The organism is Brevundimonas sp. EU05-FHT14B07, from assembly GCF_058790795.1.
Genome location: NZ_JBYTCZ010000002.1, coordinates 237,091 through 251,076 on the forward strand (window position 1 = coordinate 237,091; position 13,986 = coordinate 251,076).

The following is a 13,986-nucleotide window of genomic DNA, read 5'->3' on the forward strand; positions in this document are numbered from 1 at the left end:
GAAATCGAGGAGCAGAACCATGGCGAAATCCGCCACCCCCGCCGACCTCCAGATCAAGCCGCGCGACCTGCATATCGACCGCGAGGCTCCGACGCCACGCTGGTGGCTGAACGGCGACCCGTTCGGCACCGCCGTGATGAACGCCCTCAGCCTCACCTTCCCCGACGGCGAGCGGTTCTTCATCCAGTCGGTCAAGCGGTTCGCCAAGGACGCGCCCCCGGCCCTGGCCGCCGACATCCGCGCCTTCACGGTCCAGGAGGGCGCCCACACCCGCGAACACATGGCCTTCAACGCCATCACCGAACGCGCCGGCTACGACACCGCCGAGATCGAGGCCTATGTCACAGCGCGGCTCGACATCGCCCGCGCCCGTCCGGCCCTGGCCCAGCTGGCGGCGACCATGGCGCTGGAGCATTTCACCGCCGCCTTCGCCCATCGGCTGCTGGCCGATCCGGAGCTGCTGAAGGGCTCGCCCCACGACCTGGCCCGCCTGTGGCGCTGGCACTCCATCGAGGAGATCGAGCACAAGGGCGTGGCCTATGACGTCTTCCTGCACGCGACCCGGGACCTCAGTCCGCTGAAGCGCTGGCGCATCCGGCGCTGGGCCATGTTCCTGACGACCCTGCTGTTCACCCGCACGGTGCGCGAGACGACCTTCATGCTGCTGAAGCAGGACGGCATCGTCGGCTGGCGCGCGCGTCTGGGCCTGTTCCGCTGGCTGTGGCTGAAGCCGGGTCTGTATCGCCGGATGATCGGCGACTACCTGGCCTTCTACAAACCCGACTTCCACCCGTGGCAGGTTGATGACCGCGACCTGATCGCGGACGCGGAGGCCGGTTTGGCCCAACCCGCCTGATTGGCCGCCTACCCTCAAATCCGACCCCGCGACGGAGTTTTCGCCCGAAGGCGTTACAATGTGCGGGGGACGGACGAGGAGAAGGCCATGGCTTCATCACCGACCGACGCCGCCGTCGCCCTGACGCGCCTGGGTCTGGGCGCCCGGCCGGGCGAGATCGACCGCGTCGCCGCCGATCCGCGCGGCTGGGCCACAGCCCAGATTCGTCGCCAGGGCGCGCCCCAGCCGTCGGGCCAGTTCGCCGACACCACCGAACGCGTCGCCCAATATATCGACTATCAGAGCGACGCCGGCCTCGCGCGCCGCGACCGACGCGCCGCCGCTCCGGCGACGGCCGAGGCCGCCCCCTCCCCTGCCCCCGCTTCCGGTATGCCGGACGCCGCCGATCCGCAGGCCGTCGCCCGGCGCGAAGCCCGCCAGGCCGCCCGCCGCGACATCACCCAAGACACGGCGCAGGAGTTCCTGGCCCGCGCCCAGCTCGGCGCGACCACCGACGACGGCTTCGCCGAGCGCTGGGCCCTGTTCTGGTCGAACGCCCTGACCGTCTCGGCCGCCAAGTTCGCCAGCGGCGCCTTCGTCGGCCAGTACGAGCGCGAGGCCATCCGCCCCCACGTCTTCGGCCGGTTCGAGGATCTGGTCCTGGCCGCCGATCAGCATCCCGCCATGCTGCTCTATCTGGATCAGGCCCGCTCGGTCGGTCCCGACAGCATGGCCGGCGCGCGCCGCAACGCCGGGCTGAACGAGAACCTGGCCCGCGAGATGATGGAGTTGCACACCGTCGGCGCCGACGGCGGCTATACGCAGGGCGATGTGACCGAACTGGCCCGCGCCCTGACCGGCTGGTCCGTTCCCGCCGCCCGCGACCAGCGTCAGGCCAACCGTCCGCGTCGCGCACGCAATATGGCCGCCCCGACCGAGCCCGGCCCCGACGGCTTCGTCTTCCGCGCCAATGTGCACGAACCCGGAACCCGCACGGTGATGGGCAAGACCTATCCGGCGGCGGGCCTGGCCCAATGTCAGGCCATCCTGCGTGACCTGGCCCGGCATCCGGCGACGGCCAAACGCCTGTCGCGCCGTCTCGCCGCCCATTTCGTCGCCGACGATCCGTCGCCCGCCCTGGTCGCCCGACTGGAAGCGGCCTGGACGGGGTCCGGCGGCGATCTGGCCCAGGTCGCCCGCGCCCTGATCGCCGCGCCCGAGACCTGGACGCCGCAACCGGCCAAGATCAAGACGCCCTACGACTTCATCGTATCGACCCATCGCGCGCTGGGAACCCGGCCTCAGCGGGTCCAGCCGTTGCGCCAGGCCCTGCTCGACATGGGCCAGCCGCCGTTCGCGCCCCCGTCGCCCGAGGGTTGGCCGGACACGGCCGCCGACTGGGCCGGCTCCGACGCCCTGGTCAAACGGCTGAATTGGTCGCGCACCGCCGCCGATCTGGCCCAGGCGGGCGATCCCAATGCGGTCGCCGCCTCCGCCCTCGGTCCGCGCCTCGGCGAACGCACCCGCATGGCCGTCGCCCGCGCCGAAAGCCGGCCCGAGGCCCTCACCCTTCTGTTCATGTCGCCGGAGTTCCAACGCCGATGACCGCCCTCAATATCAACCGCCGCCATCTGCTGGCCGCCGCCTCCGCCGGGGTCGGCCTGGCCTTCGCCGGCCGCGTCGCCGCCCAGACCAGCGGCTTGGCCAACAAGCTGGTTGTCGTCATCGCGCGCGGCGCGATGGACGGGCTGTCCGTCACCGTGCCCTACGGCGACGCCAACTATGTCCCGTTGCGTGGCGGTCTGGCCATCGCCGCACCCGGCGAGGCGAACGGCGCCCTGGCCCTGAACGAAGGCTTCGGCCTGCACCCGGCGCTTGCGGGCCTGCACGCCCTTTATGGTCAGGGTCAGATGCGGTTCGCCCCCGCCGTCGCCCTGCCCGTGCGCATCCGCTCGCACTTCGACGCCCAGGACGTGCTGGAGAACGGCGGCGAAGGTCTGCGCCAGCAATCCGACGGCTGGCTGAACCGCGCCATCGTCGCGGCCGGCGGAACGTCGCTGAAAGGCCTATCGATCGGCGCCCAGACGCCCCTGATCCTGCGCGGCGACGCCCCGGTGTCCAGCTGGGCGCCCGGTGGTCTGGTGCGCGACGGCGACCGCATCGCCTCATTGCTTCAGGATCTCTATGTCGAGGATCCGATGCTGGGCCAGAACCTGGCGCGCGGTCTGGCGACCGAGCAGCTGGTCAGCATGGAGGGCGGCGACAAAAGCCTGCGTCGCAACGACGTCCAGGGCCTGGGCCAGGCCGTCGCCAAACTGATGACCGGACCGGAGGGCGCCGACATCGTCGCCGTCTCGTTGGACGGCTGGGACACCCACGCGGGCCAGCGCGCCCAGCTCCAGACGCGGTTGACGGGCCTGGATCAGCTCATCATTGGCCTGAAGGACGGCCTGAACGACGCCTGGTCGCGCACCGCCGTAATCGTCGCCACAGAGTTTGGCCGCACCGCCCGCGCCAACGGCACCCAGGGCACCGACCACGGCACCGGCTCGTCGCTTCTGCTGGCGGGCGGGGCGGTCAAGCGCGGCGGCCCCATCGGCGACTGGCCGACCCTGGCCGACAACCGCCTATTCGAGAACCGCGACCTGGCGCCGACCCTGGACATCCGTTCGGTGTTCAAGGGCGTGTTGCGCGATCACATGGGCCTGGACCGCGCCGCCCTGGACGCCCGCGTCTTCCCCGGCAGCGCCGCCGAAGCGCCGGCCATGGATGGACTGGTCTAGCCGTCACGCTTGCTTTTCGCGGCGCAACATCGCATCAGGACGCCATCACCTTGGACCCGGCCCTGTTCGCAGGCGACGGGTGGCTATCCCCGCCGCCGATCCGCTGGGAAACCGAGCCGCCGGAAACCGAAACATCGGTCAGGCTCATCCAGATGAAATCCTGACATGTCCATCATCGCCTCCGCGCGCCAGCAATGGCTCGCCAATCCTCGCCGCGATCTTCTGGCTGGGACCGTCGTGGCCCTGGCCCTAATCCCAGAAGCCATCGCCTTTTCCATCATCGCCGGCGTCGATCCCGCCGTCGGCCTCTACGCCAGCGTGGTCATCGCCGTAACCATCGCCTTCGCGGGCGGCCGGCCGGCCATGATCTCGGCCGCGACCGGCGCCATGGCCCTGCTGATGGTCACGCTCGTGCGCGACCATGGGCTGGAATATCTGTTCGCCGCCTCGATCCTGTGCGGCGTGTTCCAGATCGTCATCGGCCTGCTGAAGCTGGGCCGCTACATCAAGTTCGTCAGCCGCAGCGTCATGACCGGCTTCGTCAACTCGCTGGCGATCCTGATCTTCCTGGCCCAGATGCCCGAGCTGATCGGCCGGGGCTGGATCACCTACGCCCTTGTCGCGGCGGCCCTGGTCGTCATCTACGGCTTTCCGCGCCTCACCAAGGCCGTGCCCTCGCCCTTGGTCGCCATCGTGGCCATCAGCGCCCTGGTGATCGTGCTGAAGCTGGACGTGCGCACCGTCGGCGACATGGGCCAGATGCCGACCAGCCTGCCGATGTTCCATCTGCCCGCCGTCCCCCTGACGTGGGAGATGCTGGTCATCATCGCCCCGATCTCGGCGACCCTGGCCTTCGTCGGTCTGCTGGAAAGCCTGCTGACCGCGAACCTGATCGACGACATCACCGACACGGCGTCGGACAAGGACCGCGAGACGCGCGGCCAGGGGATCGCCAACATCCTGTCGCCCCTGTTCGGCGGCATGGCCGGTTGCGCAATGATCGGCCAGTCGATGATCAACGTCACCTCGGGCGCGCGCGGGCGTCTGTCCACCCTGTGGGCCGGCCTGTTCCTGCTGTTTTTGATGCTGGCGCTTCAGACATGGGTCGCTCAGATCCCGATGGCCGCCCTGGTCGCCGTCATGATCATGGTCTCCATCGGCACCTTCGACTGGTCCTCGGTGATGAAGCTGCGCTCCACCCCGCTTCAGTCGTCCATCGTCATGATCGCCACGACCGTGACGGTCGTCGCCACCCACGACCTCTCCAAGGGCGTCATCTTGGGGGTGCTGCTGTCGGCGATCTTCTTCATGCGCAAGGTCGGCAAGACCATCGCCGTGACCGAGGTCCCGACGCCGGGACCGGGCGTGCTGCGCTACCGCGTCTCAGGCCAGCTGTTCTTCGCCTCGGCCGATCTGTTCGCCGCCAGCTTCGAGCATCACGGCCAACCCACGCGCGTCGAGATCGATCTCAGCGACGCCCATCTGTGGGATCTGACCGGCGTCGCCGCCGTGGACAAGGTCGTCTTCCGCTACCGCCGTCAGGGCGCGGAGGTGCAGGTTTTGGGCATGAACGACGCCGCCCGCACCCTGGTCACGCGGGTGGGGCGGTTCGAGAAGATGCATCTGCCGGACGGCGCCGGCGCGCATTGAGCCGTCAGGCGGCGTTGGAGGTCGGTTCGAGGTCGGGCTTGGGCATCTTGCAGATGCGGTTCAGGTCGGCCCGGATCGAGCTGCCCTGGAAGTGCGAGATTTCGGCGCCCGAATAGCCCTCGCCCGACAACGCTTTGACGACATCGCCGGTGTTCAGACAATCGTTGGTCCGAGCGAGCTGGTAGGCGCGCTCCACGACGTGGGTGCGGTTCATGTTGGAAGCCTTTCGTGCCTTCCAACAACGCGCGCCAAGCTAAACCGTTCCCATTATTGGATTTTCGGCCCGACCGGCCCGCGCTTGCATCTGTCATGAATATCTGCGCACATAGAGCTCGTCGATCTCTCTGCGTAACGCCCACTCTCTCTGCGAACGCACGAGTCAAGGCCGCTCCCATTCAGACCCGACAGGCCGCAGGGACGTTCCCTCGGTCAATTTCTAACGGAGGTCTCAAAATGGCTACCGGCACTGTCAAATGGTTCAACCCGACCAAGGGTTACGGCTTCATCCAACCCGACGACGGCGGCAAGGACGTCTTCGTCCACATCTCGGCCGTCGAAGGCGCTGGCCTGCGCGGCCTGGATGAAAACCAGAAGGTTTCCTACGAGCTGGAACGCGACAAGCGTTCGGGCAAGGAATCGGCTGGCCAGCTGCAAACCATCGGCTGATTTCAGCCTCACAGCTGATCTGGCGACGGCGGCTCCTCACGGAGCCGCCGTTTTCAATTTCAACTATCCGATGGAACAGATGACTCTCGTCTGACCCAGCCCTAGCTTAGCCACATGAAACCAGAGATCGTTTTTCTAACCGTCTGGGTAATAGGCGTTGTTATCACATGGCCAGCCTTGATCTGGTTTGCCGTGAATAGCCGACGAGGTCGGGGCGAACCCCTCATGCCCAAGCCTCCCGCTTCGGCGCGTTACGCTGACACCCGCGCCTCTGGCAAACAAAAGGGGAAGTGGGGAGGCGCGAGCAACTGCCTGATGGTGGTCATCGATGGCGGAGAGCTTTGGCTTTCGCCTATTTTCCCGATCACCCTGTTTATGCCCTACGGGACGTTCGGGCTTGAGTTCCGCAAACCTCTCGCCGTCGTCAGAGCCGAGGCGCGTAGGGATTGGACAGGTATGAACGTCCGACTGCGTCTCACCGACATGGACAATCCCGTCGTTGTCGATCTTCGGGTAAGCGACCCCGCGAAATTCATATCAGCTTTGCAGGTCTAGGCCTTCGTCTTGTCGATCCAGGCGGCGAAGGCGTCGGTGAAGCTTTTCAGGAAGGTCTTGGTGTCGTCCTTCTTCAGCTTGCCGTTCTCGTCCAGCAGGTCCACGACATTGCCGATATAGGCCTCGGGCTGCTGCATCGTCGGCATGTTCAGGAACACAAGCGGCTGGCGCAGGTGGTGGTTGGCGCCGAAGGCCGCGACGGCGCCGGGCGAGACGCTGACGATGGCGGCGGGCTTGCCCTGCCAGATGCTGTGGCCATAGGGGCGAGAGCCGACGTCCAGCGCGTTCTTCAGCGCGCCGGGAATGGAGCGATTGTATTCGGGCGTGACGAACAGCACCGCCTCGGTCGTCGCCACCTCCTCGCGGAACCGCTCCCAGGCGGGCGGCGGGTTCTCGGTCTCCAGATCGGGGTCATAGAGCGGCAGGTCGCCGATCTCGACCAACTCGATCTCCAGCCCCGGCTCGGCCAGCGCCTTCAACGCCATGCCGATGGCGCGCGAATAGGAGTCTTTGCGCAGGCTGCCGACGATCAGGGCGACGCGGACGGTCATGGAAGGTCTCCGGGCTGGACGGGTTCAAGCGCCAGCATAACCGATCCCGGCGGTCGGATGTTCCGTTTTAACCCGCCCAGCCGTTCACCTGCGCACAAAGCGGACATCGCGAAGGGCTGTTACGGGTGGGAAAGTGACATTCCCTGGCCTGTTACGGATGAAGGACGGAAGCACTCATCTCACCTACGTCAGACTGCAGCTGATCACACACGCTGCGCTTAGCTTCACATTGAACGCGCACGATCGTGTCCAAATAGGCTCCGCGCCCGCGAACGAACGTAGTCACGACTGCTGAGGGATAGGCGGGATGTTCATTTCGAACGAACGCCCAGTAGCTCAACGTGGAGTCGTCCTTGAAAAGGGTCCAATCGACTTCGTCCTCACGGATGACGCAGGGCATGGAAGAGACACGCGTCATCATCTCTTGGACGCTCTCATTGTGAGGAGCAGCCAACGGTTCAGTGGCCGGGACAACTGATCCGCAGCTAGAGCCCCAAATGATTGCCATGGTCGAGACTGCGATGACGATCATGTGCTGGTCTTGTCCCCCGGTTGTTTACGCGTTCAGACCTGGCAAACAGACACAACGAATAGGGCCTCCCTTTCCAGCTTCCAATCCTAATGTCCGCTGTGGGCGGTTTGCGGACACTTCTTGGGGGCTTCCGTCTAGGGGCGTCAGCCTACCTCTCGAGCCAGTCCGCCACGATCAACGGCAGGTATGCAAAGGAAGGCGCAAGCTCTTCGAGCGCTGCTCGGCAGCCGCGCTCCAACGACACCAAACCTTGAAACCCAATGACCACTCCCAAGTGCGTTGGTTCAGACCCCCCGTTACATCTCAGGGTCAACTGGCCACTGGGGTTCGGCGCCAGTGGGGTGTCACAGATCAACAGCAGAGGCACGTCATCGACAGTCCACATCGCTTGGATCCGTAAGCTGGATTTGTCAGGCGACGGCGGCGGTGGCAGGTCGTCGACGCATTGCTGCGTATCCAACCATAGATCGACATCGGGAAGTTCGGGCAGGCCACGTTCCGACCGAACCCATCCGTCCGGAACCGGGACCGAAGTTGGAGCTGGAGCCGGAAGCGCGGCCGGCCCACGCGGACGATTGAAGTCGACCGTGGCAAGCACTCGGTTTCGCGGCGGGTACAAATCCCCCGGCTGTTGGACGGCCATTTTCACGGTTCTCAGCATAACCGCCGCGCTCTTATACGCAGTGGGCGTCCCATGGCCGAACTCGGCCAAATCGATATAGGGCACACGCGGAATCGAGTACCGACGATTCCCGACTTGAACGTTCCCAGCGGCTTCCATGGCCGTAAAGTTCTGCAGTTGATGGATTTCGCGGCCCGTGAGTAACGAGGTGCTTGAGTCCGACCGCACTGACGTCTCGGCCTCGCATCCCGAAGACACTAGCAGAACGAGAATCGCGCTGGTTACCCGGCTCACATTCCCCAGGCGGCAGCGTCGCCACGCATCGCGCTCGCCACCAAGCGTCGCATCCTTGGAACTCAGACACCTAGCCTGGGGCATTGCTTTACTCTCAAGACCGGTCTGCGCCGCGGATGGCGCGAAGCGGGTCCATAGACTGCCAAGACAGAAGTTCTGCAATGGGTCGATTTCGGTCCAAGGCTTCCCCGCCTGAAACGGACGTTGGCTACCAGGCCGGAAAGCGGCCGCTGTTGATTTCAGCTAGGGGTGGGAAGCGGACTTATCGCACAAGCGGACCTGGTGGGGACCGAGGAGTGCGCCCATCGTTCAGGCCGTAAGCTTCCATAAACCGAAAATAGTCTGAGTATTGAGGTCTCGCGGCCGTTCCGCACGCAACGTCCAGTTGATGCTGACGAAGAACATTCCCTTCGACCGGTTCGAACCCAGATGGAATGGGCGCCGGTCTAAATGGATCGGCATTTGGTCTGTAATACTTAGCATGGTGGACTCTGACCGATTCATCCCGGCAATCAAAAACGAGCCACTCTTCACTATAGGCTGGCGTTTCCCCGGCTGAGAAAGCCGAGCCATTCCGAAAGACCGTGTAAGCCCAAGCTCTCAGCCGGCCGTCGTCCAACCGAAAGGAAGCGCCAACCGCAGTGGCCTTTTCGTTGTCCGCATAGGCGACGACTACAGCTGGCGCATCATTGACCGGCCGCTCGGTCGTAAGGGCCTGTCCAGAAAATACGAGGGCAAAAGCTAGGATGGATGGTGTCACCAGCAAAGCTAACCATGCCCACGCAATGTTGCCTATAGGTCGATTGCGGTCCCAGCCTGAAGCGCTGAGAGCGGACGTCACCATCAGTCCGAAGACCGGTCCGGGTTGCATGTCACTGATGGGTGGCTAGCGGATGGATATTGTCAGCTAAAGCCTCGGACCAGCCCAACGACAGCTACCGCGAGCATGGCTGCCAAAGCCGCGTAAAAGCCTGCCCGTCTCCAAGGTCCGCCCCAGCGTTCACGGTCACGATCTTCCATGATCATACCTCCTGATGTGAGAGCACTTTCGGCGATGGCTTGAATGTCCGCAACGGGTCGATTTTAGCCCTGGTCTTCGAAGCCGAAAGCGGACGTTGGCCTCCAGGCCGGAAAAGCGGTCGCGGGCATCGTCAACTAAGGGTGGGAAGCGGACAATGCACATTTCATTGGCAAGGCTACTCGGGCGTCGCCTCGATCTCGGTGGCTGTCAGGAGTGCGAGCCGCACTCCATCGTCGTCTTGATAAGATTGGGTGTTGGGCGGCACGAGTTCGATCCTCGCCGTGAATAGAGCTTCAATAGAGCGCCTTGGGTAGAACCCAATAAGCGCTTTGGGATCCATCACCTTCTCAAGCCCATCTGCGAACCGGTGGACGCTATAGCGATGTTGGCAATCGATGACGTCGATCCGAGCTCGTTCGCGCCCGTCGGAGGAATAGCGGCCTCTGAAAGTGATCACCTCACCCGCGTGATGGCGTGCCGCCGTCCGCAAAGCACAAGCTTGAGACGATAAAGTTGTAAATTCTGCTTCCTGCGATGGCGTAGTCGCACAGGCGACAAGGATGGACGAGGCAGCCATAATCATGATCGCTTTCATGATCGAACGGTCGCACCGACTATAAATGTCCGCAATGGGTCGATTTCAGCCTTAAGAGTCGCCGCCGAAAGCGGGCGTTGCCGGCGAGCCTGAAAACCGGATTTGCAAACTGCGGCTAGCGGCGGAATGCAATCATTACCTACGGACCGCAGCCTTCAGCCCAAAAAACTGGCAAACCAAATAACCGCCTGCCAAAGCCACAAGCAGCAGATAGGATAACTCGCTTGAATACGGCCTAAACGCAGGACCCTCGCCCATCGCCCATCCGATAAAATACAGAAGGACGAAGTAAGACATTAGCCAATAGACTGCGGAAATCAGCAAAAACGAGATGAGCGCTCGGAGCAGTTTTCGCATCATTGATCTGGTCATTGGTGCCCCTTGAGCCGCCACATGCCTCATTCTCTCACGCTGACCAATGTCTGCAACGGGTCGTGAAGAGAAGTTAGCCTCGTGCCCTTGTCCGGACATTCAGACGGCCGCCGCTGGGATAATCTGCCGCTGAACCTCCGCGCGAGAGCGACTGAAGTCAGCAAAGACCAGCCGAAAGCCTAACCCCCGAACAGGGCTGTCGCGAACGCCTCGCCCGCCGGTGCGGCCGACTTCGGGCCCAGGACGGCGCTGGCCGCCTGGCCAGAGGCCAGCACCCGGCCGCCGACCGCGCGCACGTTCTCAATCGTCTGGGCTTCCAGCTGTTCGGTCATCGACAGGCTGGAGCGTGGGGCGCCGAAGATCAGGGTCTGGGCGGCGTTGCGTCCCGCCCGGCTCATCGGGTTTTCGTCCGACATCCACAGGCCGGCCTTCATCACCGCCTTGGCCCGCGACAGCTCCTTTTCGGTCGGCCCGACCTCGGCCAGGGCCCGCACCTCGGCCGCCGAGACTTCGGCCAGTTCTTTCGCCCGATCCGCCGCCGCCCCGGCGTAGATGCCCAGCACGCCCGCATCTTCGTACGGCTCCTGATAGGCGTCGATGGCGTAGGCCAGGCCTCGCTCCTCGCGCGCGCTCTGGAACAGGCGCGAGGCCATGCCCCCGCCCAGGATTTCGCCGAACAGCCGCATGGCCGACAGCGCCGGATCGGTCGCGGACAGGGCCGGCAGTTGGAACACCAGATTGGCTTGTTCGATCTTGCGCGTCAGCTTCGCGTGTCCGCCGACGAAGGCGGCCGGCGCGGGCGCGTCAGCCGGCGTCGCGACCGCATCGCCGAACCAGCGCTCGGCCAGGGCCAGCAGTTCGGTTTCGTCCACCGCGCCTGAGACCGACACCACCATCCGGTCGGGCGAATACAGCCGCGCGCGCCACGCCTCGACCGACGCCTTGTCGGCCGGCTTCAGGCTGGCGACAGAGCCCAGGATCGGACGGCCCAGCGGCTGTTTAGCGAAGGCGCGCGTCTGCACCATCTCGAACACATGGTCGTCGGGCGTGTCGAAGGCCTCGGCGATCTCCTGGGCCACCACGTCCTTCTCGCGCTCAATCTCGGCCGGGTCCAGCGTGGGGCGGAACACCAGGTCCGACAGCACCTGCATGGCCAGCGGCAGCGAGCCGTCCAGCCCCCGCACCTCGAAACTGGTCCGCTCGTAGCCGGTGGAGGCGTTGATCGTGCCCCCCTCGGCCTCGATCCGCTCGACGATCTCGCGCGCTGCCATGTCGCCGGCGCCCTTGAACACCAGATGCTCCAACAGGTGCGACCAGCCGGACCGATCCAGCGGCTCCCACCGCGCCCCGCCCTTGACGGTGACGACGACGGCCAGGGTCTTCAGCCCCGGCATCGGATCGCAGATGACGCGAACGCCGTTGGACAGGGTGTGAAGCGTAGCGGTCAGGACTTTAGTCTTTCCTATCGCCGCGCACGCGGCGCGCGGCTGCTTGAGAACCGTCTTTCGTCATTCGACGGCGAAGCAGGGCCACATAGAAGCCCGCAAGCGCGATCGCCAGTCCGAACCATGTCAGGGCGTATCCGAAATGGTTGTTGGAAAAGGCCGCAGGCGGCGCGGACGGCCTCAGCGCCGGGAATTCGGGATTGACGGCGGTGATGGCGAACACGGCCTCGGGCCGGACCGGGCCGGTGACGTTCAGCGCCTTGGCCATCGCCGCCGTGTCGCGGGCGTAGAAGCGGCCGTCGCGCGGCGCGGGGCTCATGGCGCCGGGCTTGTCGAAGGTGCGGAACTCCCCGACCATCACCAGCGGCAGGGTGGTTTCGACCACCCGCGGACGCGCCGTCACGCCGTCGCCGACAAAGCCGCGATCGACCAGCAGGGTGAAATCCGCCCCCGCCGGCTTGCACGCCGAGATCAGCCGCACCCCGGCCTCGCCGTCATGGATGCTCTGAAGCTCGACGAAGGGCGCGCTGGCCAGGCCCGGACAGACGATCAACGCCTTCCTGAACTCCAGATCACCTTCCGCCAGCACCTGCTCCAGCGGCGCAGGCGGTTTCGCCGCCGCCGCATCGGCCGCCGCGATCAGCCCTTCCTTCCACTTCAGCCGCTCGACCTGCCACACGCCCAGCCCGATCAGCAGGATCAGGCCCAGCATCGTCAGCACAGTCAGGATCCAGGGGAAACGCTTCATCGCTGGTTCCGATATTGCAGCCCGATCATCAGTCCCCGCCCCGGCCGCATCAGGGCCAGCGACAGGGCGACCACCAGCGGCAGCCAGACGATCAGATGCAGCCACATGGGCGGATGGTATTTGATTTCCACGAACAGGGCCGAGAAGCCGACGATGAATCCGGCGATCTGCATGATGAAGCTGGCGGGGCCGTCGCCCGTCTGGATGGTGGAATAGTCCAGACCGCAGGCCGCGCAGGCGGGAGCCACCTTCAGAAAGCCCGCGAACAGCGCGCCTTGGCCGCACCGGGGACAACGCCCCCGCAACGCCCAGCGAACCGGCGTATCGGAAACGACGACGGCGCGGGACGATTCCTCGTCCCGCGCCGCTGCGATGTCTTCAGGGCCGTCTTGGATCAACCGAAGACGACATAGACGAAGGCGAACAGGAACAGCCAGACCACGTCCACGAAGTGCCAGTACCAGGCCGCCGCCTCGAAGCCGAAATGCTTCTGCGGGGTGAAGTCGCCCTTCAGCAGACGGATCAGGCAAACCGCCAGGAAGATGGTGCCGATCAGGACGTGGAAGCCGTGGAAGCCTGTCGCCATGAAGAAGATCGAGCCGTACAGGCCCGAGTTCACGGCCTCTTCGTTGAAGAACAGCTTCTCGTGCAGGATGTGGTTGTACTCATAGGCCTGGACGCAGGTGAACAGCACGCCCAGGGCCACGGTGATGATCAGGGCGATCTTGGCGCCCTTGCGGTCGCCGACCTGGATCGCGTGGTGAGCCCAGGTGACGGTGCAGCCCGAGAGCAGCAGGGTCACGGTGTTCAGCAGCGGCAGCTGCCACGGCGACAGGACCTCGACGCCCTTCGGCGGCCAGGTCGACCAGGCCTTGGCGGTGTCGGCCCAGGTGCCGACTTCCGGCGTAAGCGCCCGCGATTCATGGAACAGGGCCATGTCGAAGAACATCCAGAAGAAGGCGACGAAGAACATCACCTCCGACGCGATGAACAGGATCATGCCGTAGCGCAGGCCCAGCGACACGACGGGCGTATGGTCGCCCGCCTTGGATTCCTTGATGACATCCGCCCACCAGCAGAAGGCCGAGATCAGCACGCCGGCCAGACCGGCGAAGAAGACGCCCGGCTTGCCTTCGGCCAGGAAGTTGGCGGCGATCGGGCCGCCGTCCGCCGGCGCCAGGCCCTTCATCCAGATCACCGCGCCGATGAACATGATGGTCGCAGCGACCGAGGACACCAGCGGCCAGGGGCTGGGCGCCACCAGGTGGTAGTCGTGCTGCGGAGTGGCGTGGGCGTCAGCCATGAATCGCGTCTCTT

14 protein-coding genes and 1 other annotated feature are annotated in these 13,986 nt (G+C 65.1%); of the genes, 6 read left to right on the forward strand and 8 right to left on the reverse strand.

The features are described from left to right. Positions 1 to 19 precede the first annotated feature (19 nt). From AC3WRC_RS05225 to AC3WRC_RS05240, 4 genes are all read left to right on the forward strand, one after another. Entirely contained in the window at positions 20 to 856 is an 837-nt protein-coding gene (locus AC3WRC_RS05225; protein ID WP_066549725.1) for a metal-dependent hydrolase, read from the forward strand. Between the two features lie 87 nt (positions 857 to 943). Further along, positions 944 to 2,440 (forward strand): DUF1800 domain-containing protein, encoded by a 1,497-nt coding sequence (locus tag AC3WRC_RS05230; RefSeq protein ID WP_492303139.1) that lies wholly within the window; start codon positions 944 to 946, stop codon positions 2,438 to 2,440. Continuing rightward, on the forward strand, positions 2,437 to 3,618 hold the full coding sequence (locus AC3WRC_RS05235; RefSeq protein ID WP_492303140.1) for a DUF1501 domain-containing protein: 1,182 nt from the start codon (positions 2,437 to 2,439) through the stop codon (positions 3,616 to 3,618). The genes AC3WRC_RS05230 and AC3WRC_RS05235 overlap by 4 nt, the downstream gene beginning before the upstream one ends. 49 nt (positions 3,619 to 3,667) lie before the next feature. After that, positions 3,668 to 3,731 (forward strand) — a sequence feature (sul1 is cis-regulatory element that is thought to sense ions involved in sulfur or methionine metabolism; They are found in Alphaproteobacteria). A 52-nt stretch (positions 3,732 to 3,783) separates the two neighbouring features. Continuing rightward, on the forward strand, positions 3,784 to 5,268 hold the full coding sequence (locus tag AC3WRC_RS05240) for a SulP family inorganic anion transporter (protein ID WP_492303141.1): 1,485 nt from the start codon (positions 3,784 to 3,786) through the stop codon (positions 5,266 to 5,268). A gap of 4 nt (positions 5,269 to 5,272) precedes the next feature. Here the strand turns inward: AC3WRC_RS05240 and AC3WRC_RS05245 are convergent, their stop codons facing one another. Beyond that, positions 5,273 to 5,482 (reverse strand): hypothetical protein, encoded by a 210-nt coding sequence (locus tag AC3WRC_RS05245; RefSeq protein ID WP_055753991.1) that lies wholly within the window; start codon positions 5,480 to 5,482, stop codon positions 5,273 to 5,275. 239 nt (positions 5,483 to 5,721) lie between these two features. Between AC3WRC_RS05245 and AC3WRC_RS05250 the strand changes: the two genes are divergently transcribed. Both AC3WRC_RS05250 and AC3WRC_RS05255 read left to right on the forward strand, forming a co-directional pair. After that, complete coding sequence (locus AC3WRC_RS05250) at positions 5,722 to 5,934, forward strand: cold-shock protein (RefSeq protein ID WP_008260410.1); 213 nt, start codon at positions 5,722 to 5,724, stop codon at positions 5,932 to 5,934. A gap of 225 nt (positions 5,935 to 6,159) precedes the next feature. After that, positions 6,160 to 6,489, forward strand: a complete 330-nt coding sequence (locus AC3WRC_RS05255) for a hypothetical protein (RefSeq protein ID WP_165118199.1) — start codon at positions 6,160 to 6,162, stop codon at positions 6,487 to 6,489. Here AC3WRC_RS05255 and AC3WRC_RS05260 read toward each other — a convergent pair. The 7 genes from AC3WRC_RS05260 to AC3WRC_RS05290 all read right to left on the reverse strand — a co-directional run bounded on the left by AC3WRC_RS05260 (position 6,486) and on the right by AC3WRC_RS05290 (position 13,972). Further along, a complete protein-coding gene (locus AC3WRC_RS05260) occupies positions 6,486 to 7,040 on the reverse strand; it encodes an NADPH-dependent FMN reductase (RefSeq protein ID WP_492303142.1) in 555 nt (184 codons plus the stop codon). The genes AC3WRC_RS05255 and AC3WRC_RS05260 overlap by 4 nt on opposite strands. Before the next feature lie 151 nt (positions 7,041 to 7,191). Next, complete coding sequence (locus AC3WRC_RS05265) at positions 7,192 to 7,572, reverse strand: hypothetical protein (RefSeq protein WP_492303143.1); 381 nt, start codon at positions 7,570 to 7,572, stop codon at positions 7,192 to 7,194. Positions 7,573 to 9,684: 2,112 nt separating this feature from the next. Further along, positions 9,685 to 10,104 carry a hypothetical protein gene (locus AC3WRC_RS05270; protein ID WP_492303144.1) on the reverse strand — a complete coding sequence of 140 codons (420 nt, stop codon included), beginning with the start codon at positions 10,102 to 10,104 and terminating at the stop codon, positions 9,685 to 9,687. A gap of 551 nt (positions 10,105 to 10,655) precedes the next feature. Continuing rightward, positions 10,656 to 11,870, reverse strand: a complete 1,215-nt coding sequence (locus tag AC3WRC_RS05275) for a M16 family metallopeptidase (protein ID WP_492303145.1) — start codon at positions 11,868 to 11,870, stop codon at positions 10,656 to 10,658. 58 nt (positions 11,871 to 11,928) lie between these two features. Then, complete coding sequence (locus AC3WRC_RS05280) at positions 11,929 to 12,669, reverse strand: SURF1 family protein (protein ID WP_492303146.1); 741 nt, start codon at positions 12,667 to 12,669, stop codon at positions 11,929 to 11,931. Continuing rightward, positions 12,666 to 13,067: a DUF983 domain-containing protein gene (locus AC3WRC_RS05285; protein ID WP_492303147.1), complete on the reverse strand. Its 402-nt coding sequence runs from the start codon at positions 13,065 to 13,067 to the stop codon at positions 12,666 to 12,668. The genes AC3WRC_RS05280 and AC3WRC_RS05285 overlap by 4 nt, the downstream gene beginning before the upstream one ends. Further along, complete coding sequence (locus AC3WRC_RS05290; protein ID WP_055806286.1) at positions 13,064 to 13,972, reverse strand: cytochrome c oxidase subunit 3; 909 nt, start codon at positions 13,970 to 13,972, stop codon at positions 13,064 to 13,066. Before AC3WRC_RS05290 ends, AC3WRC_RS05285 begins: the two co-directional genes overlap by 4 nt. Positions 13,973 to 13,986 lie beyond the last annotated feature (14 nt).

Bases quoted from the DNA above. Each gene is read 5' to 3' on its own strand.
- AC3WRC_RS05270 (WP_492303144.1), bottom strand. From the start codon at position 10,104: ATGAAAGCGATCATGATTATGGCTGCCTCGTCCATCCTTGTCGCCTGT.
- AC3WRC_RS05225 (WP_066549725.1), top strand. From the start codon at position 20: ATGGCGAAATCCGCCACCCCCGCCGACCTCCAGATCAAGCCGCGCGAC.
- AC3WRC_RS05250 (WP_008260410.1), top strand. From the start codon at position 5,722: ATGGCTACCGGCACTGTCAAATGGTTCAACCCGACCAAGGGTTACGGC.
- AC3WRC_RS05260 (WP_492303142.1), bottom strand. From the start codon at position 7,040: ATGACCGTCCGCGTCGCCCTGATCGTCGGCAGCCTGCGCAAAGACTCC.
- AC3WRC_RS05245 (WP_055753991.1), bottom strand. From the start codon at position 5,482: ATGAACCGCACCCACGTCGTGGAGCGCGCCTACCAGCTCGCTCGGACC.
- AC3WRC_RS05235 (WP_492303140.1), top strand. From the start codon at position 2,437: ATGACCGCCCTCAATATCAACCGCCGCCATCTGCTGGCCGCCGCCTCC.
- AC3WRC_RS05280 (WP_492303146.1), bottom strand. From the start codon at position 12,669: ATGAAGCGTTTCCCCTGGATCCTGACTGTGCTGACGATGCTGGGCCTG.
- AC3WRC_RS05265 (WP_492303143.1), bottom strand. From the start codon at position 7,572: ATGATCGTCATCGCAGTCTCGACCATGGCAATCATTTGGGGCTCTAGC.
- AC3WRC_RS05240 (WP_492303141.1), top strand. From the start codon at position 3,784: ATGTCCATCATCGCCTCCGCGCGCCAGCAATGGCTCGCCAATCCTCGC.
- AC3WRC_RS05255 (WP_165118199.1), top strand. From the start codon at position 6,160: ATGCCCAAGCCTCCCGCTTCGGCGCGTTACGCTGACACCCGCGCCTCT.
- AC3WRC_RS05290 (WP_055806286.1), bottom strand. From the start codon at position 13,972: ATGGCTGACGCCCACGCCACTCCGCAGCACGACTACCACCTGGTGGCG.
- AC3WRC_RS05230 (WP_492303139.1), top strand. From the start codon at position 944: ATGGCTTCATCACCGACCGACGCCGCCGTCGCCCTGACGCGCCTGGGT.
- AC3WRC_RS05275 (WP_492303145.1), bottom strand. From the start codon at position 11,870: ATGCCGGGGCTGAAGACCCTGGCCGTCGTCGTCACCGTCAAGGGCGGG.